Below are 22,187 nucleotides of genomic sequence, written 5' to 3'. Positions count from 1 at the left end.
TTGGGTTCCCGTCGTTCGTCGATGGGAGACGAGGTGCCCTCAGGGGGCGCTCCGTTCGGTCAACTAGCAGGAGTGAAGACATGTCATACATCGATGGTTTCGTGATCGCGGTTCCCACCGCCAACAAGCAGAAGTTCATTGAGCACGCGCGCCACTTCGACGCGATGTTCCTCGAGTTGGGCGCGACCCGTGTGATCGAAGGTTGGGGCGACGACGTCCCCGACGGCAAGGTCACCGATTTCCGCCGCGCCGTCCAGGCCACGGCCGAGGAGACGGTGGCCTTTTCGTGGGTCGAATGGCCCGACAAGGCCACGCGCGACACAGGCATGAAGAAGATGATGGAAGACCCGCGCATGGATCCGTCCACACCCGGCAACCCGCCCATGCCCTTCGACGGCAAACGCATGATCTTCGGCGGCTTCGAACAGGTGGTCGAAGTGAAGACCTGAGCGGCGGCGGACGACGCCCTCAGGACGGGCCCAGCGCCACGGCGGGCGTCTGGGCATCGCGTGGGAGCCCGTTGGGCGTCTCCGCGGCCGGGCGCGCCTTATGGTTTCGCGGGGCCGGTCAGACGCAGCATCAGCACGCTGTGCGGCGCCAGGCGCGCTTCTAGTTTGCTGCTGGTGTCGCCCGTCTTCTTGCTCCACAAGTCGGACCAGCGGTAGACGGCCTGCTTGAAATCGACCGACCGCTTGCTCAGGTCATCGCCCAGGACTTGCTTCTTCCAGTCATGATGAACGTCGGCAGGCTGGTTGGAGCGGTTCAGGAACATCAGTGCCCAGTCCCCGCCGTCGAGCGGCTTGGCATAGAACTCCACCGGACCGTCGACCAGGACGCGCAGCGCCTGCACACCCAGCTTGTCCTGGTTCACCGCAATCACGCCGGGGTTGGTCAGGATGCGGCGGGTCGACTCGGACATGGAGCGCAGGTCGTTGCCCAGGATGAGGGGCGAGGCCAGCATGGCCCAGATCGACAGATGGGCGCGGTCTTCGTCCTCGCTCATGCCATTGCCGACTTCGAGCATGTCCATGTCGTTCCAGTGGCCGGGCCCTGCGAAGTTGCGCAGGTTGGCGTCAGCGTGCTTGTCGAGGATGCGCAGCACGCCCAGACCCGTCGAGAAACCGGGATTGAACTGGCAGTCGAAGCAGTTATAGATATCGGGCGTGGTGCGCCACAGATGGCCGACCTTGCCGGCCCACTCCCACGGCTTGCTCATGCCCCATTCGCAGATGCTGAACACCATCGGACGGCCCGCCTTCGCGATCGCGTCGCGCATCGTGGTGTAGGCCGGTTCGGCGCTCATGCCCGGGGTGTTGCACCAGTCGTACTTGACGTAATCGATGCCCCAGCGCGCATAGACCAGCGCATCCTGATATTCGTGGCCGCGGCTGCCGGGACGGCCGCCACAGGTGGCGTCGCCGGCATCCGAGTAGATGCCCAGCTTGAGTCCCTTGCCATGCACATAGTCCGCCAGCGCCTTGATGCCGGATGGGAAGCGTTTGGCGTCGGGCTGGATGTTGCCGTCGGCGTCGCGCTGGCCTTGCCAGCAATCGTCAATGTTCACGTACTGGTAGCCGGCGTCTTTCATGCCCGACTTGACCATGGCATCGGCGGTCTCGCGGATCAGGCGCTCGTCGATATCGCAGGCAAATTTGTTCCAGCTGTTCCAGCCCATGGGCGGGGTGAGGGCCAGGCCTTCAGCCTTTTGAGCCCAGCTATTGCCTGCCGCGCCAAGGAACAGGGTCAGCGCCGCGACGGCCATCATTGCCCAGCTGTGGAACAGCGTCTTGTGTGTTGTGTGCTTTGCTTTCATTTCTGAATCACTCTCAGTTCGATCAGTTGTAGCAGTAACGTGGTTTCAGCGCGCGCGCGCCATCTTGACCTTGAGCATGATGGGCTCGGCCATCAGGTTCAGGCCGCTGTCGACCTGGTCGCCGTTCCAGACGCGCTCCATCTGCCAGCGGCCCTTGTCGTCAAAGCTGCCTTCCTCGGCTCGCAGCATGAAGCCGCTGGCACCCGCCCCACCCTCGATGCGAACGCGGGTGCGCTGACCAACGATGAGGAACTCGTCGTCGCCGATCTGCGCAATGGCCACGCCGCCGCCGGGCTGCTCGGTGCCGGCCGGTCGCTCGTCCTTGCTGTCCCACGCAAGGTCCCAGAACTGCCATTGGCGGTAGGTCAGCTTGGCGACCCAGCCGCCCGGCAGGTCCAGCGACTGCGGCTTGCGGTCGTCGCCTTCAGCGGCGCCGCGCGTGCGCCCCTCGAAGGCCCACTGCGCCCACTGGCGCTGGATGGGCCGGAAGGCGCCGAAGACGCGGGCGAAGGGCTCGACCATGGTCTTGTCGGCGCGCTTGGAGCCCAGCGGGAAGTTGGCGTAGTTGAAGTAGTCGATGCCGAAGGGCGCCACGCCCAGGGCGCCGCGGCCCAGGGCCGCGTAGATCCAGCGCGCATAGCCCTCGGCATTGCCGATCTCGGGAACCCACAGCGCGTTGTCCGGGCGCTGGTACAGGCGCATGTTGGCCTTGATCGCCTCGGAGTCGGCCGTGTAGATGTCGGGCGCAATGATGTCGATGCTGGGCGCCGCAGCCTTGTAGATGTCGATGACGTCCCAGACCGGTCCGCCGCTGGCGAAGTTGCCCTGCCAGGGCTTGGGCGGCTGTTCCAGCGCGTCGCGCAGCGCGCCGTTGACGTACATCGGCAGGTCGTAGACGGCGCGGCCGGCCTTGGCGATGTTGCCGATGTAGCGGGCAATGGCCCAGGCGTGGAAGTACTCGTCAGCGTAGTCGCCATACACCTCGCGCCAGTTGCCTGATGCGGCGGCCTTGGGCTTCTGACGAGCCACCACTTCGGCGGGCACCGGCTGCTCGAAGGCCGCCTGGGCGGCGGGCGCGAAGTCGCGCACGAGGCCGTAGGTGCCGGCCTCGTTCTCGACTTGAACCATCAGCACGGTGCGCTTGTCGCCGTCGATCTTCTTCAGGTGAGCCATGAGCGCCACGAAGACGCGCTTGTCGGCCTTGAGCGTCTCTTCGCCGAAGGGGCTGAAGCAGAAGTTGGGCTTGCCGTCGCGGTCCAGCATGGAAGGGAAACGCTTCCCATTGAGCTTGACCCAGTCGGGGGTGTACGAGCCGCCGGTGTTCTTCCACGTCGCGAACCACAACAGCACGAGGCGCTTGTCCTGCTGCCGCGCTTCCTTGATGAGGACGTCGAGGAAGCTGAAGTCGAACTGACCTTCGTGGGGCTCGACCTGCTGCCAGGCCACCGGCATCAGCACGGTGTTGGCATGCGCGTCGGCTGCCGCGGCCCAAACCTTGCCTAGGGCCTTGGGATAGTTGCTGGAGTTGTGCGCCTGGGCGCCGAGCATCAGGAAGGGTTTGCCGTCGACGAGCAAGGCATGGTGGCCGTCTCGCTGCACAAGGCGCGGGGCTTCGGCGGCGTTGACGGGCGTAGCCAGCGTCGCGGCGAGCAGGGCCGCGATCAGGAAGGTCTTCTTCATCGGGTAGCTTTGTGATTCGCTTGCTGGATCAGGCGCGATTTTTGGTCATACCACCCGGGTGGGACAGCGCGCCTTGCGCCGTTCGGCGCCAAGCACATCCGTTGGATCGCGCATCCGAGGGCGGCCGCAGCTGGCCGGCAGCGTCGCGCGCCGAAGGTCGCTGCCCGGCATGGCGCGTCGGCGCGGTCTGCGTTCCTGCTGACGCGCGGGCTAGCACTCCTCCGGAGAAATTGTTGTGTTCGTCCTGACCCAGGAACATACGGCTCTTGTGCTTTTGCGGCTTGATTCATCGGCTGATGAAATTTGATTATCCGTTTAATCAAATAATCAAAAAAGGTGCGGCAACGCCGCACGCGCATCTTAAATTGGTCGACCAATCAAGCTGACTAGGGGAAAAACCTAGCAGCCTCCCCGTGTCAAGGGATGATCAGTGGCGTGCCTCGAGGTCCCGGCAAGGTCCGCCTGTTGACGATTTCGACGGGCAGCACGATGTCGCGAGGGCCTTCGTAGGCCTCGCCACGGCGCTGCGCTTCGATCAGCTGCATCAGGGCACCAACCGCGCGACGACCCATCTCCAGCAGGGGCTGGCTCACGGTCGTCATCCGCAGTGAGCGGGCCAGCAAGGTGTCATCGAAGCCCGTAATCGAGATGTCCCGAGGAACACTCAGCCCGCAGCCCTCCAGCGCGTCGATGCAGCCGAAGGCGATGTCGTCGCTGCCACAGCAGACGCCCTCGGGCAACGGCTGACCGCGGTGGCGTCGCAACCATTCCAGCATGGCCTGTCTACCACCGTCGGCGGTGAACCACGTACGGATGACGTGGTCCGAAGCAACTTCCACCCCAGCGTCGGCATGGGCACGCAGAAAACCCTCGACCCTGCGGTCTGCCCCCTTGACGTTCACCGGGCCGCCCAAGCAAAGGATCCGGCGATATCCAAGCCCGAGCATGTGGCGCGCAATGACATAGCCGCCCGCTTCATCGTCAGCCTCCACGTTCACCTGAGCCTGCAGTAGCGGCCCGGCGTGGATCGTGACCATCGGCGTGTGTGGTGGTAGCCAGTTCGTGCTGTCATCTTCCAGTTGACGCGCCAGCACGACGAGCCCGTCGACGCGGCCATCGCACAAGGCGGGGATGCGCTGGGGCGCTTCTTCCCAGCCGCCGAGTGGAAAGATGGACGTCGTCTGGTGGGCTTCAGTCGCGCCCCGCACGACGCCATTGAATATTTCCAGGAAGTAGAGGTTGGGTTCCTCGTTGGCGATGTTGGCGACGAAGCCGATGGCGTTGGTGCGTTGAAACGTCAGCGCACGCGCGGTGGCGTTCGGTCGGTAGCGCAAGCGCTCCGCCGCAGCCAGGACCCGCTCCCGCGTCTCGGCCGACACCCGCGTCGAACCCTTCGCACCGCTGAGTGCGGCGGACACGGCCGCACCAGAAACGCCTGCTTCTCGCGCGACATCGGCGAGCGTGGGCAACTTGTGACGACGGCTCTTCGGCGGCTTGGAAGGCTGAGGTATTGGAGCGGACACTGCCGGCGGGCGGGGGAGACGGGGCGAGGCACTCTAGCATCGCGTCTAGCTGGAACCAGGTATCGCCACAGTCATTCCGACCATCGACCGATAACGTGAGCGCACAGACAGACCCTGAGGAGACCTTATGGCACGGCTACTTGTCACAGCGCTTGCATTGATGTTGCCGCTTGCTGCAGGTGCCCATGGCGAATGCGCGCTGGAAAAATCCGAACACGTGTACAGCAACACCCCAAATGGCGCATTGAAAGCCTACGTGTTCTCACCGGTTGGCCAGCCGGCGAAGCCCAGAGCTGCGGTGGTCATATTCCATGGCGGTGGCTGGGTCGCTGGAGAACCGCCGTGGGCGTTTTGGCTGGTGGACCGCTACGCTTGCAAGGGCATGACTGTTGTGGTTGCACAGTACCGACTGTCTGATCAGAAGACCGCATCTCCGGCCGAGGCGTCGGACGATGCCATGGCGGCGATCAAATGGACGCGTGAGAGCGCAGCCCAGTTCCATCTCGACAGAAATCGGATCGCATCACTGGGCTGGTCAGCCGGCGCCCACCTGGCTGCATCAGCAGCGGTGTTTGCCAACGACAAAGCGCAGCGGCCGGATCTGCTTGCATTCGTCTCCCCCGCACTATCCGTCGTTAACGACAAGCACTTTCGCGCGTTGTTCCCGCCCGAGGTGTCGATTTCGGACTTCTCGCCGGCTCAGCATGTGAAGCCAGGCCTGCCTCCAGCAATCATCGTGACCGGCCGGACCGATACGGTCACGCCCTTGGCCGAGGTGTCGAAATTCCACGAAAGAATGCTCGAGGCAGGCAACGTTTCGGTGCTCAAGGTTTTTGACGGGGTGGGGCATCTCTTCACGCCAGCCGGGGAGCCGGACGATCGCATGCCAAAACCGGACCTTGTTATCCAAGCACAAGCGTACGCAGCGATCGACGCATTCCTCATTGCGCATGGATACCGCGACCCCTGACGCAGCCAGCCTGAGCAGCCGCTTCTCTCCTCGTGCATGGCGCCTGCACGAGGTCCCGCCACTCCAACATGGCAGAGACTACGGCCCCTTCCGAAGCACCCGCTCCACAACCGCACAGAACCACCGCACCCCGTGCGGCAACGCCTCGTCGTTGAAGTCGTAGCAGGGATGGTGCAGCGGCCTGTCGCCGCCCTGCCCCAGCCACAGATAGGCGCCCGGCCGCTCGCGCAGCATGAAGGCGAAGTCCTCGCTGGTGAAGGCGGGTCTGGGTGCCTCGGTGGCCTGCAGGCCGGCGTCGGTTGCCGCGGCCAGCGCGAGCGCGGCCTCGGGCGGCGTGTTGATGGTGGACGGGTAGTAGCGGGTGTAGGCCACGTCGACCGCCAGGCCTTGGCCCAGCGCCACGCCGGCCGCCGCGTCGCGCAGCGCGGCCTCGATGCGGTCCTGCACCGCTGCGTCGAAGCTGCGAACCGTGCCGGTGATGCGGGCTTCGGCCGGCAGCACGTTGTGGCTCTGGCCGCCTTCAAGCCGGGTGACCGACAGCACGGCCGAATCGGCCGGGTCGATGCGGCGCGAGACGATGGTGTTGAGCTGCACGACCAGCTGGCTCGCGGCAAGCAGCGCGTCGGGCGTGTGGTGCGGCTGGGCGGCGTGGCCGCCTCGGCCGCGCAGCGTGATGTCGAAGCGATCCGCCGCCGCCATGATGGGGCCGGGCCGTGTCTGCGCGTGGCCCAGCGGCAGGTCGGGCCAGTTGTGCAGCGCGTAGACCGCGTCGCACGGGAAGCGCTCGAACAGGCCCTGCTCCACCATGACGCGGGCGCCGCCCTGCCCTTCCTCGGCCGGCTGGAAGATGAAGTGCACCGTACCGTCGAACTGCCGGGTGCGCGCCAGGTGGCGCGCGGCGCCGAGCAGCATCGCTGTGTGGCCGTCATGGCCGCAACCGTGGTGTGCGCCGGCATGGCGGCTGGCATGGCCCAGGCGTGACTGCTCGGCCATCGGCAGCGCGTCCATGTCGGCGCGCAGCCCGACCGAGCGATCGCTCGTGCCGTGGCGCAGCGTGCCGACGACGCCGGTGCCGCCCAGGCCTTCGTGCACTTCGAGCCCGAGCAGGCGCAGCGCCGCCGCGACGATGCCCGCGGTGCGGCGCTCCTGGAAGGCCAGTTCCGGGTGGGCATGCAGGTCGCGGCGCAGGGCGACCAGGTCGGGCATCAGGTCGTCGACCGCAGTGGCGGGGATCTGTTCTTCGAGCATGGCGCGAGCTTAGGTCCGGGGCTGCGGCCGTCGACAGCAGCGCCCGCTGTTCTGCGAGGCTGGCACGACAGATTCTTGCGAAAGCCGGCACACATCCGGCACGTCCTCAAGCCGCCCTTCATGTCTACTTTCGTTCGCCTTGTCAGGCCAAAGGACACACCGAATGCACCCCGTCATCGAGCGTCTCACGAACGCTGGCCACCTGGATCGCGTCTTCATCCGCGGCGAGTGGCGCACGCCGGCGGGCCAGGGCCGCAGCGCGGTCATCGACCCGTCGACCGAGCAGGCCATCGCGGAGATTGCGCTGGGCAATGCGCAGGACGTGGACGCCGCCGTGGCCGCGGCCCGGCAGGCCTTTGCCGCCTGGTCCGTCACTGCCGTCGAAACCCGGGCCGCGTTGCTCGACCGCGTGCACGCCTTGATCCTGGAGCGCGCGGAGTTGTTCGCACAGGCCATCTCGCTGGAGATGGGTGCGGCCATCAGCGTGGCGCGCAGCACGCAGGTACCGGTCGCGGCAGAGCACATCCGAGTGGCGCGGGACGTGCTGCGCGGCTACCCCTTCCTCGTGCATCGCGAGAGCGTCGCCATCCTGCGCGAGCCCATCGGCGTGTGCGGGCTGATCACGCCCTGGAACTGGCCGCTTTACCAGATCACCGCCAAGGTCGGCCCCGCGCTGGCGGCGGGGTGCACGGTCGTGCTGAAGCCCAGCGAGCTGTCGCCCTTGAGCGCGCTGCTCTTCGCCGAGGTGATGCGCGATGCCGGTATTCCGGCCGGCGTGTTCAACCTGGTGAACGGCGAAGGATCCGAGGTGGGCGCCGCGCTGGCGTCGCACCCGGACGTGGACATGATCTCGATCACCGGCTCGACGCGCGCCGGCGTGCTGGTGGCCCAGGCGGCCGCGCCGACGGTCAAGAGGGTTGCGCAGGAACTGGGCGGCAAGTCGCCCAACATCGTGCTGCCCGACGCGGACCTCCCGCATGCCATACCGCTGGGCGTGGCCGCGGCCTTGCGCAATGTCGGCCAGTCCTGCAGCGCCCCGACCCGCATGATCGTGCCGCGCGAGCGCCTGGCGAAGGTCGAGCGGCTCGCCGCCGAAGCGGCCGCGGCCCTCGTCGTCGGCGACCCGCGCTTGCCGCAGACCACGCATGGCCCAGTCGCGAATGGCGCCCAGTTCAGCCGCGTGCAGGCAATGATCGAAGCCGGTATCTCGGAAGGCGCCCGGCTCGTTTGCGGCGGCCCCGGCCGGCCGCAAGGCCTGGAGCGCGGCTTCTACATCCGCCCGACCATCTTCTCGGACGTGCATTCGCGCATGCGTATCGCGCAGGAGGAGATCTTCGGGCCGGTGCTGGCCATCATTGCCTACGACAGCGTGGACGAAGCCGTGGAGATCGCCAACGACACGGTCTACGGCCTGGGCGCCCATGTGCAGAGCCGCGACCCCGCCGCCGCGCGCGCTGTCGCTGCGCGCATCCGCTCGGGGCAGGTGCACATCAACCATCCGGCCTGGAATCCCCACGCCCCCTTCGGCGGCTACAAGCGCTCGGGCAACGGCCGTGAATACGGCGTGGAAGGCCTGCAGGAATACCTGGAAACCAAAGCCATTCTTGGCTACATGAACGAGGAGCCAACATGACCGCAGCCCTGCTGCTGCACCGCGCCCACGGTGCCCCCATCTCAACCCCCTTCCGCAAGGCAGGCTTCGGCAAGGACGACCCGTTCGCGCCATGTCGCGAGGTCGCCTGGGAAGGACCCGGCGCGATGATCGCCGGCCGGGTCAACTTCACTGGCGACATCGACGTGTCCAGCTTTCCTCATACCGAGACCCTCGTCGTCGTGGCGGGCCAGCTGACGCTGACAGCGGCTGGCGCGGCTCCGCTGGTGCTCGGTCCCGAGGCGGGCGCCGTCATCGCACGGGGGACTGCGGTGCGCATCCAGGCCGGGGTTGGCGTGCGCTTCGTGTGCTGCGCGGCCGCAAGTGATGGCCCATCGGCGCCCGGCATCACGCCCTTGCACGCCGAGGCCGACCTGAAGCCCTCCAACCCGCCACTGGCGCAAACGCTGCTAGGCCCGAGCCCGGCCTGCCGCAGCGACAACGTCTTCACTGAGGAGCAGACGCAGTACCGCGCCGGCACCTGGGACTCGACGCCCTATCACCGCGTCGTCCGTCCGCATCCCCTCAACGAATTCATGCATCTGCTGGCCGGCAACGTGCGATTCACCAGCCCCAACGGCAGCGTGCTGTCGGCGGGCGCTGGCGATGCGCTCTTCGTGCCGCAGGGCACGCCCATCGGCTGGGAGAGCCACAACCACGTCGCGAAGTTCTACGTGGTGCAAACCGTCCCGGCCTGAAACGACTGTCAAGATCCAATATGTCCCAGCCATTGCGCCTCATCGAGACCTCGCCCAAGCCGCCGGCCAGCGCCGACGTTGTCGTGATCGGCGGCGGCATCATCGGTGTCTTCACCGCCTACTACCTGGCCCGGCGCGGCCTGTCGGTCGCCGTTGTCGAGAAGGGCCTCATCGGCGCCGAGCAGTCGAGCCGCAACTGGGGCTGGTGCCGCCAGCAGAACCGGGACGCCCGCGAACTGCCGATGGCCACCAAAAGCCTCGAACTCTGGGACCAGTTCGCCGCCGACACCGGCGAAGACACCGGCTTCAAGCGGTGCGGCTTGCTCTACCTGAGCGACGACGATGCCCAGATTTCCGGCTGGGCCAGCTGGCGCGAGCTGGCGAAGACAGCTGGCGTGACCACCCACATGCTCAGTGGCCGCGAGGCGTCGGAACGGGGCCAGGCGACCGGCCGCGCGTGGAAAGGCGGCGTCTTCTCACCGAGCGACGGTACGGCAGACCCCGCCAAGGCGGCACCTGCCGTGGCAGCTGCGCTCATGAAGCTCGGCGGCACCGTCCACCAGAACTGCGCCGCTCGCGGCATCGAGCTTGAGGGCGGGCGCGTCAGCGGCGTCGTGACGGAAGCCGGGACCATCAAGACCCGCACCGCGGTGCTCGCAGGTGGCGCGTGGGCGTCGTCGTTCTGCAACCAGCTCGGCGTGCAGTTTCCGGTCGCCACGGTGCGCCAATCCATCGTGCGCCTGGCGCCGGTGCAACAGCGTCTGCCGGACGCCCTGGCGGGCCCGCGCGTCGCCGTCACCCGGCGCCCCGACGGCCACTACGTCCTGGCCATCAGCGGGCGTGGGCGCGTCGATCCCACGCCGCAATTGATGCGCTTCGCGCCACAGTTCATCCCGATGTTCGCCAAGCGCTGGCGCAACGTGTTCCCCGGCGGCCTGGAAGGCATGCGCTGGGGCCACGAGACCCGCGCACGCTGGAAGCTGGACGCGCCCACCCCCATGGAAAGGGCGCGGATCCTCAACCCGAAGCCCGACCCCGCCGGGGTTCGCGAAACCCACCGCCGTGCCGTCGACCTGTTGCCGGCGCTGCGCGAGGCCCGCATTGCCAGCACCTGGGCGGGCTACATCGACAGCACGCCCGACGGCGTGCCGGGAATCGGGGAACTGCCGCAGATGCCGGGCTTCATCCTGGCTGCAGGTTTCTCGGGACATGGGTTCGGCATCGGCCCCGGCGCGGGCCACCTGATCGCCGATCTGGTCTCGGGTGCCCGGCCGATCTTCGATCCCGCGCCTTTCAATCCCGCACGATTCAACGAATCGTCCTGGGGCAAGGTGGCTGATTTCTAGTGCCAAGCGTGTCACTGTGGGCATGCCGCTGGCTGCGGCCTCCCCCGCATCAATGTGAAAGCCGCCGGCACGACGAAAAGGGACAGCAGCGGCGCCGTCAACATGCCGCCGAGCATCGGCGCGGCGATGCGGCTCATGACCTCTGAGCCGGTGCCCGAGCCCCAGACGATGGGCAGCAGGCCGGCGAGGATCACGGCCACCGTCATGGCCTTGGGTCGCACTCGCAGCACGGCGCCTTCGCGGACGGCGTCGAGCACCACATCCCGCGTCATGGACATGCCGGCGCGCACCCGGTCTTCGAGCGCGTGCTTGAGGTACAGCAGCATCACCACCCCGAACTCCGCCGACACGCCCGCCAGCGCGATGAAACCCACGCCGGTGGCCACGGACAGGTTGTAGCCCAGCAGGTAGAGGAACCAGACCCCGCCGGTCAACGCGAGCGGCAGCGTGGCCATGATCAGCGCCGCCTCCTCGGCGCGCCGGAACGTCAGGTACAGCAGCACGAAGATGATGAGCAGCGTCGCCGGCACGACGAGCTTCAGCCGCTCGTTGGCTCGCTCCATGTACTCGAACTGCCCGGAGTACGCCAGGCTCATGCCGGGCTCCAGGCGCACCTGCTGGGACACCGCGCGCCGCAGGTCGCCAGCGACCGACGCGAGGTCACGGCCGCGCACGTCGACGTAGACCCAGCCGGATGGCCGGGCGTTCTCGCTCTTGAGCATGGGCGGCCCATCGACGAGGGCGACGGTGGCCAGGCTGCCCAGCGTCACCTGCTGGCCACTGGGAGTGAGCACCGTCAGGTTGCGCAGCTTCTCCGGCGTGTCGCGCAGTTCACGTGGATAGCGCAGGTTAATCGGGAAGCGGGCCAGTCCTTCGACGGTCTCGCCGACGTTCTCGCCGCCGATGGCGCCCGACACCACGGACTGCACGTCGCTCACGTTCATGCCAAACCGCGCCGCCGCCGCCCGGTCGATCTGCACGTCGACGTAGCGGCCGCCAGTCAGGCGTTCGGCCAATGCCGAGCTGACACCGGGCACATCCTTCGCCACGGCCTCGATCTGTGCGGCGACCCGGTCGATGGCGGCCAGATCCGCGGCGGAAACCTTCACCCCGATCGGGCTCTTGATGCCGGTGGCCAGCATGTCGATGCGGTTGCGGATCGGCGGGATCCAGATGTTGCTCAGGCCCGGCACCTTCACCGTGCGGTCCAGTTCCTCCACCAGCTTCTCCGGCGTCATGCCAGGGCGCCACTGGTCGCGCGGCTTGAGCTGGACGGTGGTCTCGAACATCTCCAATGGCGCCGGGTCGGTCGCGGTTTCGGCCCGCCCGGCCTTGCCAAACACCCGTTGCACCTCGGGCACCGTCTTGATCATGCGGTCGGTGATCTGCAGCAGCTCGGCGGCCTTCTGTGCTGACAGACCGGGCAACGCCGACGGCATATACAGCAGGTCGCCCTCGTCCAGGGGCGGCAGGAACTCACCGCCCAGGCGCATCAAAGGCCAGAAGGTCGTCGCGAACGCCGCCACGGCCACCACGATCGTGGCCTTGGGCCAGCGCAGCACGACTTCCAGCGCCGGCCGATACATCGCGATCAGCCCCCGCGTGATGGGGTTGCGCCGCTCGTCCGGAATGCGCCCGCGGATCCAGTAGCCCATCAGCACCGGGATCAGCGTGACCGACAGGCCCGCGGCGGCTGCCATCGCATAGGTCTTCGTGTAGGCCAGTGGCCCGAACAGTCGCCCCTCCTGCGCTTGCAGCGTGAAGACCGGGACAAAGGACAGCGTGATGATCATCAGCGAGAAGAACAGCGCCGGTCCCACCTCGACGGCAGCGTCGGTGATGACCGCCCAGCGGGCCTCACCGTTGAGTTCCACCTCCGGATGCGCGTGCTGCCAGGCCTCCAGCTTCTTGTGGGCGTTCTCGATCATGACGACGGCCGCGTCCACCATGGCGCCGACGGCAATGGCGATGCCGCCCAGCGACATGATGTTCGCGTTCAGCCCCTGGTATTGCATGACCAGGAAGGCCGCCATGACGCCCAGCGGCAGCGAGATGATGGCCACCAGCGCCGAGCGCAGATGCCACAGGAACACGGCGCAGACCAGCGCGACGACGATGAATTCCTCGACCAGCTTCATCGACAGGTTGTCGATGGCCCGCTGGATCAGCGAGCTGCGGTCATAGGTCGTGATGATCTCGACGCCTTTGGGAAGGCTGGCCTGCAATTGCTTGAGCTTGTTCTTGACCGCGGCAATCGTGGCCTGGGCGTTCTTGCCCGTGCGCAGGATCACCACGCCGCCCACCGCCTCGCCTTCGCCATCCAGCTCAGTGATGCCGCGGCGCATTTCCGGGCCGATCTGGACGCTGGCGACCTGGCCCAGCAGCACCGGCACGCCGTTGCGGCTGGCCAGAACGATGCTGCGGAAGTCGTCCAGTGACTTGAGGAAGCCGCTGGCGCGCACCATGTATTCGGCCTCGGCCAGTTCCAGCACAGCGCCACCGGCCTCCTGGTTGCCGTTCATCAGCGCCTCGCGCACCTGGTTGTGCGTGACGCCATAGGCGACCAGCTTGGCCGGATCCATGACCACCTGGTATTGCTTGACCATGCCGCCGACGGTGGCCACCTCGGCGACATTGGCGACGGCTTTCAGCTCGAACTTGAGGAACCAGTCCTGCAGCGCGCGCAGCTGCGACAGATCGTGCTGCCCGCTGCGATCCACCAGCGCGTACTGGAACACCCAGCCCACACCGGTCGCGTCGGGCCCGAGCGAGGGCTTGGCCGTTGCCGGCAGCCTGCCCTGGGCCTGGTTGAGGTACTCCAGCACCCGTGAGCGTGCCCAGTACAGGTCCGTGCCATCCTCGAAGATCACGTAGACGAAGGAGTCCCCGAAGAACGAGAAAGCCCGCACGGCCTTGGCGCCCGGCACCGACAGCATGGTCGTTGCCAGCGGATAGGTGACTTGGTTCTCGACGATCTGCGGCGCCTGGCCGGGATAGCTGGTGCGGATGATGACCTGCACGTCCGACAGGTCCGGCAGCGCGTCGATGGGCGTGGAGCGCAGCGACAGCACGCCGGCGACGGCAAGGAAGAGCGTGGCCAGCAGAACCAGTAAGCGGTTGCCGACCGACCAGCGGATCAAGGCGGCGATCACTGGGCGCCTCCCTTGGGTTCACGGCGCAACGCGGCGCTGGCGGCGGGCTCATCGGGGCTGGCGTGCCGCTGCAGCACACCCTGCATGCTGGCCTCGGAGTCAATGAGGAACTGGCCCGAAGCGACGACCTGCTGGCCGGGCTGCAAGCCCTGCAGGACCTCCAGCTTGTCGCCGAGTTCACGGCCCAGGCGCACCTGCACCGGCGTGAATCGCCCTGGCTGCTCGAGGACGTAGACGATCGCGCGCTGGCCGGTGCGGATGACCGCCTCGGCGGGGACGACCAGGGCTTCCTCGCCGGAGGACCCCAGTTGCATCGTTGCGAACATGCCGGCCCGCAGGCGCCCCTGGGGGTTGGGCAACTCGGCCCTGACGCGCAGCGTGCGCGTCTCGCTGCTGGCCTCCGGCAGCACCGCGCTGATCTTGCCGCGCAGCGTCTCGCCCGGGAAAGCCGCCAGCACCACGTCGACGGGTTCGCCCACCCGCGCCATGCCGGCCCGGGCTTCGGGCAACGCGGCCTCGATCCAGACCGTGGACAGCCCGGTGATGCGGGTCAGGCTCATGCCTTGGGACACCGTCATGCCCGGGCGGACCATCAACTCCTGCACCAGGCCCCCGATGGGCGCATGCACCGTCGTCAGCGCCTGGACTTGGCCGGTGCGCTCGACCTGCTGGATGAGCGAGGCTGGCATGCCCATCAGCACAAGGCGCTGGCGCGCTGCACTGGCCAAGGCTTCGTCGCCGGTGCGGCGCACCGCCAGGAACTCCTGCTGGGCGCCGGCCCATTCCGGCACGAGCAGCTCGGCGATGAAGGCGCCAGCGGCCACGACGTCACCAGGTGCCAGGCGGGCGACCCGTTGCACGAAGCCTGCCGTGCGGGCCTGCAGGATCGAGATATCGCGTTCGTTGAGCTGGACGGTGGCCGGGACTTGCAGGGGAGCGCCGATCCGCTGCTTTTCTGCCGTCGCGGAGCGCACGCCGAGCATCTGGGCCACACGGGGATCGACAGCCACGCCGCCGGCGGGTGCCTCGTCTGCATATTTCGGGACCAGCTGCATGTCCATGAAGGGCGACTTGCCGGGCTTGTCGAACTTCTGCTGCGGCACCATGGGGTCGTACCAATAGAGCACCTTGCGATCACCGGTCGCCGCGCTGTTGACGGCCGCTGGCGAGGTTTCGGAATGCCCACCGGGCGATACCCCCGCACGCCACTGTGCGACGCCATAGCCGAGCCCGGCGCCGAGAGCGATGAGGACCACGGCTGCGGCAGTCAACTTGCTGTTGTAGGTCATGGGGTCACTCCGCAATGAGATAGGCCAGGCGGGCCTGCTGGGCGAGCACCCGGGCTTGGAGATCGAGATCGCGCAACTGCGCCTCGACAGCGTTCTTGCGCGCGACGAGCACGGCGCCGAGGTCGGCACGACCCGACTGGTAGCTGGTCAAGGCCACTTGGGCGCGCTCCTGCGCGAGCGGCAAGGCGACGCTGCGCTGGCGCTGCTGCACGCGCTGCAGGCGTTGCAGCTCGGCCACCTGGCCGTCCACGTCGGCACGAATGCGGCGCAATGCGTCCTCGCGTTCGGCCTGCAGCCGTTCCACCTCCTTTTGGCGCGCGGCGATCACAGGTTCCTGACGGGTGGCCTTGGAAACCGGCAGCTCAAACGTCAACTGGAAGGACACCATGTCGCCAAATGCGCGCGCCCGATTGCCGTAGGCCACTTCCCAACCCCAGTCCCCCCGACGCGTTGCCACGGCCTCATCGACATCAGCGCGGGCCATGGCCAGCATCGGGTTGAACGCGAGCAGCTCGGCGTGCCGATCAAGCCCGTCGAGCAATCGGGCGAGATCAGGGCGCAAGAGAGGGGTCTCGGAAGCTGTCGTCAAGTCAGGTTGTTCCCCCGTCCAGCGACGCAACTGGGCGCGTGCCTGCTCAACGCCCGCTTGAAGCTCGTCCCTGCGGTCGGCAAGGTCCAGCACCTCCTGACGTGCTGTCAGCGCATCGGCAGGCGTCGTAGCGCCAGCAGCGACGCGCGCGGCCAGGGTGTCCTGCAGGAGTTGGTTCTGCTGCTCAAGGATGGCAAAGGCGGCGAGCTTGCGCTCGGCGAAGTGCAGGTTTAGCCAGGCCAGCGCGGCCTCTCGCCGCACGGCCAGTCGTTCCGCCTCCAGCATCGCGCGCTCACGTTCCGCCTTGGCGCCGGCGGCGTCGCGTTGTGCGGCCCGCTTGGCGGCGTTGGGCACGTCCTGCATGACGCCGACCCGGCGCATCGTCATCGACTCGCGGTTCCAGCCGAAACGCTCTGGCCCCGAGATCGGAAAGTTCTCGACGCCAACCGCCAGCTTCGGATCGGGCAGTTGCCCTGCGGCGACGCGCGCCTGTTGCGCGCCGTCGGCAGTGGCCTGGCGCGCTGCCAGCGCCGCCGAGCGCTGTTCGGCCAGCAGCTGTGCTTGCTCGAAGCTCAGTGGTGCGGTATGGGCCACCGGGGCGGCCAGGAAGACGGCAGCCACGAAGCCGGCCGCGACGAGGGAACGGGGCTGCAATCCCGCCCGAAAGAAGATGGCCATGAAGGCTCTCCACAAAGACCCTGGAAGCGATCGAGCACGATCGCCAGACGTGGTCGCATCGCCGCGAACGCGGCCGCGCGAGCGTCAGGGCTCAATTGCGGAAGACTTGGAGGGCGAGATAGACCGGCGGCGTGCCCTCAGGCGGGCCGGTGTGGGCGGTGATTACCGCCGGGAGTGCCTCGGCCGCTTCGGGCGACAGCCAGAGTGCCAAGCGGGTCTGCAGCGGGTCGAGGATGACGGTGGGCGCCAGATCCGGTGCAGGCACGTTGCTGACCGTCCGCTTGTCGCGGTCGCAGTGCGCCTTGCACAGCTGCGGTTGTTCGGTGTCCATCGCGGACATCTGCTCGCAGCCGGCCATGCTGGCCGTCGGTGAGCTCGCGAGTCCAGGCGCCGGGCAAGCATAGGCCGCGGTGGCAAGTTGAAGACACACCATCACCGTCGCGAGCAAGCTCGCGATGCAGCGCAGGTAGGCCTTCCTCACTTTCATGTCGCCAGTCTAGCGGCGCCGTGCAGCGGCGTGAGGGCATGACCTTGCGCCAGCGCAAAGTGAAGCGGCATATCGCCTTTGGGCCAGGTCAAAAGAACGTTTTTCGCTACGTGGCCGAGCGCAGTCGTGTGGCGATCGCCTCCATCTGGTTGATCTCGGCACGTTGTGCCTTGACGATCTGGTCGCACAGCGCGAGGAGTTCCAGGTCGGCGAGTCTTGCCTCCCGACACATGAGGATGGCCCCGGAGTGATGGGGAATCATCGAGTCGACAAATTGCTGATCGTCGACCAGCGCCTGGCGGCGCGTTGCCAGCAGTGAGGCGATGAACAAGGCCGCCAAGCCCGCATAGAGCGCAAGGTTCAGCCGCCTGTTGCGATACATCTTGCCCATCGTTGCCAGCATGATCACGCCCATGGGAGCGAGCATCGTCACTGCCATGTAGAGCATGTTGACGTTGTTCCGGAAGTCATGCCAACCATCGATCATGGTGAACATGGCCAGGTACATCGGGATCAGGCTCAATGCGAGGTTGACTGCAAACATCCCGTAGGCATGTGCGGACGAGCCATCATGGGCGGAGCCGGATTTGCCGGCGTGGTCGTTTTCGTGAGCCTGATGGTCCATGTTGAACTCCTTGCTGGTGGATTCGCTGGGGTTGCGCGTAGCGGGCAAGTCACGCTCCCAAGCCGGATGCCCTTGGGGCGCTCAACGGCATCCGTCGCGCCTGCGGCCACCGCAGTTGGACCACTTTCAAAGGTTTTTTTGCCTGCGGGCCTTGACCTTCCCATTGTGGGAGGCTTGAAAGGCCTGCTGTCATCAACCCAGTCCCAGGAGGACACCATGATCGCCTTCGAAGTCCGCGACATGACCTGTGGTCACTGCGTCAGCACCATCACCAAGGCGCTGAAGGCCGTGGACCACGCCGCCAAGGTGCAGATCGACCTGGCAACACATCGCGTGCTGGTCGAGCCCGGCTCCGCCGATGCGGATGAGCTGGCCGAGGCCATCAAGGACGCGGGATATAGCCCGGCACCCGTCGCGCCGACCAACGCCACGACCAAAAAAGCGGCAGGTAGTTGCTGCGGCTGCGGTGGTCGCTGAATCAAAGGCGGCGTCGGGTGTAGGTGTGCTGGCTGGCAATGGCCGGCTTGATCGCCTTACTTGGCTGGCGCATCACTACCGGATGAATTGGAGAACACGATGGACCATCGTCACCATGACCACGGCACGCATTCCGCACGCCCTTCGCATCCGGGTGGCGCCACGCTCTACACCTGCCCGATGCATCCTGAGATCCGCCAGGACCACCCGGGCAACTGCCCCAAGTGCGGCATGACCCTGGAACCGCTGATCCCGGAGGCGACAGCGGAAGATGACAACCCGGAGCTGCAGGACTTCTCCCGCCGCTTCTGGTGGACCCTGCCGTTGAGCGTGGTGGTCATGACTCTGGCGATGGCCGGGCATCGGTTTGGCCTCATGGATCCCGCTCAGCAAAGCTGGCTTGAGCTGGTCCTGGCTTTGCCAGTCGTGTTGTGGGCCGGCGGGCCGTTTTTTGAGCGGTGCTGGCAATCCCTGGTTCATCGCAGTCCGAACATGTGGACCTTGATCGGTATTGGCACCGGTGCGGCGTTCGTCTACAGCGTGGTCGCGACGGTCGCGCCTGAACTGTTTCCGCAGAGCTTTGCGGCTCATGGCCGGATTGGCGTCTACTTCGAGGCGGCGGCCGTCATCATCTCGCTGACCCTGTTGGGGCAGATGCTGGAACTCAAGGCGCGGTCGCAGACCTCCGCGGCCATCAAGTCGCTGCTCGGGTTGGCGCCCAAGACGGCAAGGCGGATCGAACCGGACGGCAGCGAATCAGATGTCCCGCTGACGCATGTGCACGTCGGCGACCGTCTGCGCATCCGCCCCGGCGAGAAGGTTCCCGTGGACGGCGTCGTCGTCGAGGGGACGAGCGCCATCGATGAGGCCATGCTGACCGGCGAGCCGGTCCCCGTGACCAAACGCCCCGGCGACAAGGTCATCGGCGCCACCATCAATACCTCAGGTTCACTGGTGATGCAGTCCGAGCGTGTCGGATCACAGACCATGCTGTCTCAGATCGTGCAGATGGTCGCCCAGGCTCAACGCTCCAAAGCGCCCATGCAGCGAATGGCCGATCAGGTGGCCGGCTGGTTCGTCCTGGTCGTGATCGGCATCGCGGTAGCGGCTTTCTTCGCCTGGGGCCTGTTCGGCGGTGAGCAGGGCTGGCAGTTTGGGCTCATCAACGCGGTGTCGGTCCTCATCATCGCCTGCCCCTGTGCATTGGGGCTGGCGACACCGATGTCGATCATGGTCGCCACCGGCAAGGCTGCGACCCAGGGCATCCTGTTCCGCGATGCCTCGGCCATCGAGAACTTCCGCCGGCTCGACACGATGATCGTCGACAAGACGGGCACGCTGACCGAAGGCAGGCCGGTCTTCGACCGCGCCGTGGCGGCGCAGGGTGTGACCGAGGACGAGGTGCTGCGACTGGCGGCCAGCCTGGACCAGGGCAGCGAACATCCGCTCGCGCAGGCCATCGTGAATGCGGCGCGCGCCCGCAAGCTCGCGCTGTCGCCTGCGGTGGACTTCGAGTCCTCCACGGGCATTGGTGTCAGAGGTACCGTCGAAGGCCAGAAACTTGCATTCGGCAACACGGCACTGATGGAACAGGACGGCGTGGACGTGTTGCTGTTGCATGCGACCGGCGAGGAACTTCGCCTGCGGGGCAGCAGCGTGATGTTCCTGGCTCGACAGGGGCGCCTGATGGGTGTCCTGGCCGTGTCAGACCCCATCAAGGCGAGCACGCCCGAGGCGGTCCGGAGCCTGCATGACGCGGGGATGCGTGTGGTGATGGCCACCGGCGATGGCCTGACCACCGCGCAGTCCGTTGCAAAGCAGTTGGGTATCGATGAGGTCCATGGCGAGGTCAAGCCGGCCGACAAACTCGCGCTTGTCGATCGCCTGCAGCGCGAGGGCCGCGTCGTGGGCATGGCGGGCGACGGCATCAACGACGCGCCGGCCCTTGCCAAAGCCGATGTTGGCGTGGCCATGGGGACCGGTACCGACGTGGCAATGAACAGCGCCCAGGTGACTCTCGTCAAGGGCGACCTGCGCGGCATCGCCCGGGCGCGGGGCATCTCCCAGGCCACCATCGCCAACATGCGACAGAACCTCGCATTCGCCTTCGTCTACAACGCACTCGGCGTGCCATTGGCAGCCGGGGCGCTTTATCCATTCACCGGATGGCTGCTGTCGCCCATGATCGCGGCGCTGGCGATGAGCCTGTCGTCGGTCAGCGTGGTCTTCAATTCTCTGCGGCTGCGGGGCTCGCAGTGAGCGAGCCCCCCGCGCGAAGCGCCAGTACGCGATCCTCGGCCCGGTTTTCCTAAAGACCTTGAGGCAGCACCCACTCGATGCCAATGCGGCGCGTGGCCGTTCCGTCGCGCAGCTGCGCCGGGTCGGGGGCGGCTGCGGGGGTGGTGGCGGCGCGTGCCAGGCTTACGGCGTCCAGTTCGCGCTCCAGGGCCAGGGCCGGCATACCGCGCACGCCAGCCGCCGTGACTTCGCGGCGCTGCACGAAGCTGCGCACGATCTTGCCGGCGGCATCGATGTCCTGTTCCACGACGACCGTGCCGGCAAGTTCGGCGCGTCGTGCGAATAGCGGAAAGCCGTTCGCGTCGGTCGCGCCCGGGCCACTGCGTGGCACGTCGGGCAGCAAATAGCCCGACGAGCGCACGGCCATGGCGGTGCGCCAGGCATGCAGTGCACGCGGCGCCGTCATCCGCTGGGTGCGCACCTGTTCCTGGCTCCACCACCGCAGCAGCTCGCAACGCGAAGCGGGTGATTGCGCGGCATAGGTCCAGCCCGGTGCCTGCAGCGCGTTGCGCACCTCGGGGGCGAGGCTGGATGCATTGCCCGGCGGCTTGGGCAGCGCGGCGACCAGCTCGTCTTCGAACGCGCGGTCCGGCGAGGGTGGTACCTGTCGCGGGACCTGGCCCCATCGCGCCAGGCGCGCCGCCTCGCCCTGCCAAGCGGCGTCGCGCTGATCCGCGGGCAGCGCCTCGATCAGCTGCGCCACTTGCGCTGCGGGCCGCGTCTGGTCCAGCCGCTGGCAAATGGCAGGCGTCTTGAGCGCGTCGATCCAGATCGCGTCGCTGGGGTGCGGCGTTGCATCGGCTTGCCAGAGCGCCACTTCGTTGAGCACGCGATTGCTCAATCGCTGCGCGGCCACTTCCGCCCGCAGCTCGCCCTTGCCCTGAGTGGTTTCCTCGGTCAGCCATGCCGCCCAGCCGGCCTGGGCGCGCTCCCGTTGTTGACGCAGCACACCCTCGGCCACGCTTCGGTGCTCGGGTGAAAGCTTCAGATCTGTAGGCAACTGGAACATGCCCGCCAGCAAGTCCACCGGCTGGCGCAGCAGCCCCGCGTCGCGCTCCAGGCGCTCACGCAGCTTTGCCCGCTGTTCGACCATCAAGCGGCGTGCGGCTTCGTCACGCTGCTGGTCGATCAGCTCCTGCGCCATCTGCTTGTTCTTGGCCGCCGCAGCGGCCTTGTCTGGGTTTTGCCCCTCGGCCGTCACGCCGCCAACGCGCCCAGGCTCCATGCCGGGAAAGGTGCCGGCCTGAGCCAGCACCGCCACCGGCGTGTGCAGGAGCGCGGTGAGCGCAAGCAGCCGAACCGCCGTCAGCGAATCGGTACGCAGCCCGATCTCATCGGAGTTTGCAACGCGTGAAGCTTTCATGAACGCTCCCAAGTCAGGGTTCTGCCCTCGGCCTGCACGGGGCTGCGCCGCCCATCCACCTCCAACGCCCAGTCCCGCAGCGCACCTTCGCTGACCTGCGCTGTGTAGCGGCTGCCCTGGCGGCTGACCGCGCCACGCGCCGCAACGCTGCCGTCCGAGCTGACCACCGTGAAGGCCGCGCTCTTGCCGTCCTGCAGCTCGAACACGCGCAGCACCGTGCCACGGGTGTAGTCGTAGTCCGGCTTCTCGGTCTCGGCGCCCCAGGCGATGACGCTGTTCGGTGCGGCGTACAGCGGCATG

The 22,187-nt window shown here is 67.1% G+C and carries 17 protein-coding genes and 1 pseudogene; 7 read left to right on the top strand and 11 right to left on the bottom strand.

What is annotated here, in order from left to right; translation table 11 throughout:
- Window positions 1–80: 80 nt before the first annotated feature.
- The gene (locus ASC95_RS29340) at window positions 81–449 is read left to right on the top strand and encodes a DUF1428 domain-containing protein (RefSeq protein ID WP_057301253.1); all 369 of its coding nucleotides are present in this window, start codon (window positions 81–83) and stop codon (window positions 447–449) included.
- A 98-nt stretch (window positions 450–547) separates the two neighbouring features.
- Here ASC95_RS29340 and ASC95_RS29335 read toward each other — a convergent pair whose 3' ends face one another.
- From ASC95_RS29335 to ASC95_RS29325, 3 genes are all read right to left on the bottom strand, one after another.
- Window positions 548–1,813, bottom strand: coding sequence for a glycoside hydrolase family 27 protein (locus ASC95_RS29335; RefSeq protein WP_235538088.1), 1,266 nt, complete (start codon window positions 1,811–1,813; stop codon window positions 548–550).
- A gap of 45 nt (window positions 1,814–1,858) precedes the next feature.
- Window positions 1,859–3,493: a DUF5597 domain-containing protein gene (locus ASC95_RS29330; protein WP_057301251.1), complete on the bottom strand. Its 1,635-nt coding sequence runs from the start codon at window positions 3,491–3,493 to the stop codon at window positions 1,859–1,861.
- Between the two features lie 416 nt (window positions 3,494–3,909).
- Window positions 3,910–4,962, bottom strand: coding sequence for a LacI family DNA-binding transcriptional regulator (locus tag ASC95_RS29325; RefSeq protein WP_162250885.1), 1,053 nt, complete (start codon window positions 4,960–4,962; stop codon window positions 3,910–3,912).
- 181 nt (window positions 4,963–5,143) lie between these two features.
- Here ASC95_RS29325 and ASC95_RS29320 point away from each other — a divergent pair, with 181 nt between their 5' ends.
- A complete protein-coding gene (locus ASC95_RS29320; protein WP_082568227.1) occupies window positions 5,144–5,986 on the top strand; it encodes an alpha/beta hydrolase in 843 nt (280 codons plus the stop codon).
- A 78-nt stretch (window positions 5,987–6,064) separates the two neighbouring features.
- On the opposite strand, the gene ASC95_RS29315 is transcribed toward ASC95_RS29320, so the two are convergent.
- Window positions 6,065–7,234 carry a M20 aminoacylase family protein gene (locus ASC95_RS29315; protein WP_057301249.1) on the bottom strand — a complete coding sequence of 390 codons (1,170 nt, stop codon included), beginning with the start codon at window positions 7,232–7,234 and terminating at the stop codon, window positions 6,065–6,067.
- A gap of 163 nt (window positions 7,235–7,397) precedes the next feature.
- On the opposite strand from ASC95_RS29315, the gene ASC95_RS29310 reads away from it, so the two are divergent.
- Genes ASC95_RS29310 through ASC95_RS29300 form a run of 3 tightly spaced genes read left to right on the top strand, consistent with a single transcriptional unit; the run spans window position 7,398 to window position 10,929 of the window.
- Entirely contained in the window at window positions 7,398–8,867 is a 1,470-nt protein-coding gene (locus ASC95_RS29310) for an aldehyde dehydrogenase family protein (RefSeq protein WP_057301248.1), read from the top strand.
- A complete protein-coding gene (locus tag ASC95_RS29305; RefSeq protein ID WP_057301247.1) occupies window positions 8,864–9,583 on the top strand; it encodes a cupin domain-containing protein in 720 nt (239 codons plus the stop codon). The genes ASC95_RS29310 and ASC95_RS29305 overlap by 4 nt, the downstream gene beginning before the upstream one ends.
- Window positions 9,584–9,603: 20 nt before the next feature.
- Window positions 9,604–10,929 (top strand): FAD-binding oxidoreductase, encoded by a 1,326-nt coding sequence (locus ASC95_RS29300; protein WP_057301246.1) that lies wholly within the window; start codon window positions 9,604–9,606, stop codon window positions 10,927–10,929.
- 11 nt (window positions 10,930–10,940) lie between these two features.
- On the opposite strand, the gene ASC95_RS29295 is transcribed toward ASC95_RS29300, so the two are convergent.
- The 5 genes from ASC95_RS29295 to ASC95_RS29275 all read right to left on the bottom strand — a co-directional run bounded on the left by ASC95_RS29295 (window position 10,941) and on the right by ASC95_RS29275 (window position 17,749).
- Window positions 10,941–14,081 carry an efflux RND transporter permease subunit gene (locus tag ASC95_RS29295; RefSeq protein WP_057301245.1) on the bottom strand — a complete coding sequence of 1,047 codons (3,141 nt, stop codon included), beginning with the start codon at window positions 14,079–14,081 and terminating at the stop codon, window positions 10,941–10,943.
- Window positions 14,078–15,370: an efflux RND transporter periplasmic adaptor subunit gene (locus tag ASC95_RS29290; RefSeq protein ID WP_057301244.1), complete on the bottom strand. Its 1,293-nt coding sequence runs from the start codon at window positions 15,368–15,370 to the stop codon at window positions 14,078–14,080. The genes ASC95_RS29295 and ASC95_RS29290 overlap by 4 nt, the downstream gene beginning before the upstream one ends.
- A gap of 4 nt (window positions 15,371–15,374) precedes the next feature.
- A complete protein-coding gene (locus ASC95_RS29285) occupies window positions 15,375–16,637 on the bottom strand; it encodes a TolC family protein (protein ID WP_057301243.1) in 1,263 nt (420 codons plus the stop codon).
- Window positions 16,638–16,728: 91 nt separating this feature from the next.
- Window positions 16,729–17,124: a hypothetical protein gene (locus ASC95_RS29280; protein ID WP_057301242.1), complete on the bottom strand. Its 396-nt coding sequence runs from the start codon at window positions 17,122–17,124 to the stop codon at window positions 16,729–16,731.
- A 106-nt stretch (window positions 17,125–17,230) separates the two neighbouring features.
- Window positions 17,231–17,749 (bottom strand): DUF305 domain-containing protein, encoded by a 519-nt coding sequence (locus tag ASC95_RS29275; RefSeq protein WP_057301312.1) that lies wholly within the window; start codon window positions 17,747–17,749, stop codon window positions 17,231–17,233.
- Window positions 17,750–17,965: 216 nt separating this feature from the next.
- Here ASC95_RS29275 and ASC95_RS29270 point away from each other — a divergent pair, with 216 nt between their 5' ends.
- Window positions 17,966–18,226: a heavy-metal-associated domain-containing protein gene (locus ASC95_RS29270; RefSeq protein WP_057301311.1), complete on the top strand. Its 261-nt coding sequence runs from the start codon at window positions 17,966–17,968 to the stop codon at window positions 18,224–18,226.
- 99 nt (window positions 18,227–18,325) lie between these two features.
- Window positions 18,326–20,485, top strand: a complete 2,160-nt coding sequence (locus ASC95_RS29265; protein ID WP_082568226.1) for a copper-translocating P-type ATPase — start codon at window positions 18,326–18,328, stop codon at window positions 20,483–20,485.
- A 49-nt stretch (window positions 20,486–20,534) separates the two neighbouring features.
- Here ASC95_RS29265 and ASC95_RS29260 read toward each other — a convergent pair whose 3' ends face one another.
- Together ASC95_RS29260 and ASC95_RS31280 are read right to left on the bottom strand one after the other, a co-directional pair.
- Window positions 20,535–21,887 (bottom strand): hypothetical protein, encoded by a 1,353-nt coding sequence (locus ASC95_RS29260; RefSeq protein WP_057301241.1) that lies wholly within the window; start codon window positions 21,885–21,887, stop codon window positions 20,535–20,537.
- A pseudogene (locus ASC95_RS31280) lies at window positions 21,884–22,187 on the bottom strand (hypothetical protein); the annotation flags it as partial. The pseudogene ASC95_RS31280 and the gene ASC95_RS29260, both read right to left, overlap by 4 nt.

This window comes from Pelomonas sp. Root1217 (assembly GCF_001425705.1).
In the GTDB taxonomy this organism is placed as follows: domain Bacteria; phylum Pseudomonadota; class Gammaproteobacteria; order Burkholderiales; family Burkholderiaceae_C; genus Pelomonas.
Note: the sequence above shows the minus strand (reverse complement) of the source record. Positions and strands in the feature narration are given on the sequence as shown.

What these genes read in the sequence shown, in the direction of transcription:
- ASC95_RS29315 (WP_057301249.1), bottom strand. Translation starts at nt 7,234, where the DNA reads ATGCTCGAAGAACAGATCCCCGCCACTGCGGTCGACGACCTGATGCCC.
- ASC95_RS29305 (WP_057301247.1), top strand. Translation starts at nt 8,864, where the DNA reads ATGACCGCAGCCCTGCTGCTGCACCGCGCCCACGGTGCCCCCATCTCA.
- ASC95_RS29330 (WP_057301251.1), bottom strand. Translation starts at nt 3,493, where the DNA reads ATGAAGAAGACCTTCCTGATCGCGGCCCTGCTCGCCGCGACGCTGGCT.
- ASC95_RS29265 (WP_082568226.1), top strand. Translation starts at nt 18,326, where the DNA reads ATGGACCATCGTCACCATGACCACGGCACGCATTCCGCACGCCCTTCG.
- ASC95_RS29285 (WP_057301243.1), bottom strand. Translation starts at nt 16,637, where the DNA reads ATGGCCATCTTCTTTCGGGCGGGATTGCAGCCCCGTTCCCTCGTCGCG.
- ASC95_RS29340 (WP_057301253.1), top strand. Translation starts at nt 81, where the DNA reads ATGTCATACATCGATGGTTTCGTGATCGCGGTTCCCACCGCCAACAAG.
- ASC95_RS29310 (WP_057301248.1), top strand. Translation starts at nt 7,398, where the DNA reads ATGCACCCCGTCATCGAGCGTCTCACGAACGCTGGCCACCTGGATCGC.
- ASC95_RS29260 (WP_057301241.1), bottom strand. Translation starts at nt 21,887, where the DNA reads ATGAAAGCTTCACGCGTTGCAAACTCCGATGAGATCGGGCTGCGTACC.
- ASC95_RS29290 (WP_057301244.1), bottom strand. Translation starts at nt 15,370, where the DNA reads ATGACCTACAACAGCAAGTTGACTGCCGCAGCCGTGGTCCTCATCGCT.
- ASC95_RS29275 (WP_057301312.1), bottom strand. Translation starts at nt 17,749, where the DNA reads ATGGACCATCAGGCTCACGAAAACGACCACGCCGGCAAATCCGGCTCC.
- ASC95_RS29300 (WP_057301246.1), top strand. Translation starts at nt 9,604, where the DNA reads ATGTCCCAGCCATTGCGCCTCATCGAGACCTCGCCCAAGCCGCCGGCC.
- ASC95_RS29280 (WP_057301242.1), bottom strand. Translation starts at nt 17,124, where the DNA reads ATGAAAGTGAGGAAGGCCTACCTGCGCTGCATCGCGAGCTTGCTCGCG.
- ASC95_RS29335 (WP_235538088.1), bottom strand. Translation starts at nt 1,813, where the DNA reads ATGAAAGCAAAGCACACAACACACAAGACGCTGTTCCACAGCTGGGCA.
- ASC95_RS29320 (WP_082568227.1), top strand. Translation starts at nt 5,144, where the DNA reads ATGGCACGGCTACTTGTCACAGCGCTTGCATTGATGTTGCCGCTTGCT.
- ASC95_RS29270 (WP_057301311.1), top strand. Translation starts at nt 17,966, where the DNA reads ATGATCGCCTTCGAAGTCCGCGACATGACCTGTGGTCACTGCGTCAGC.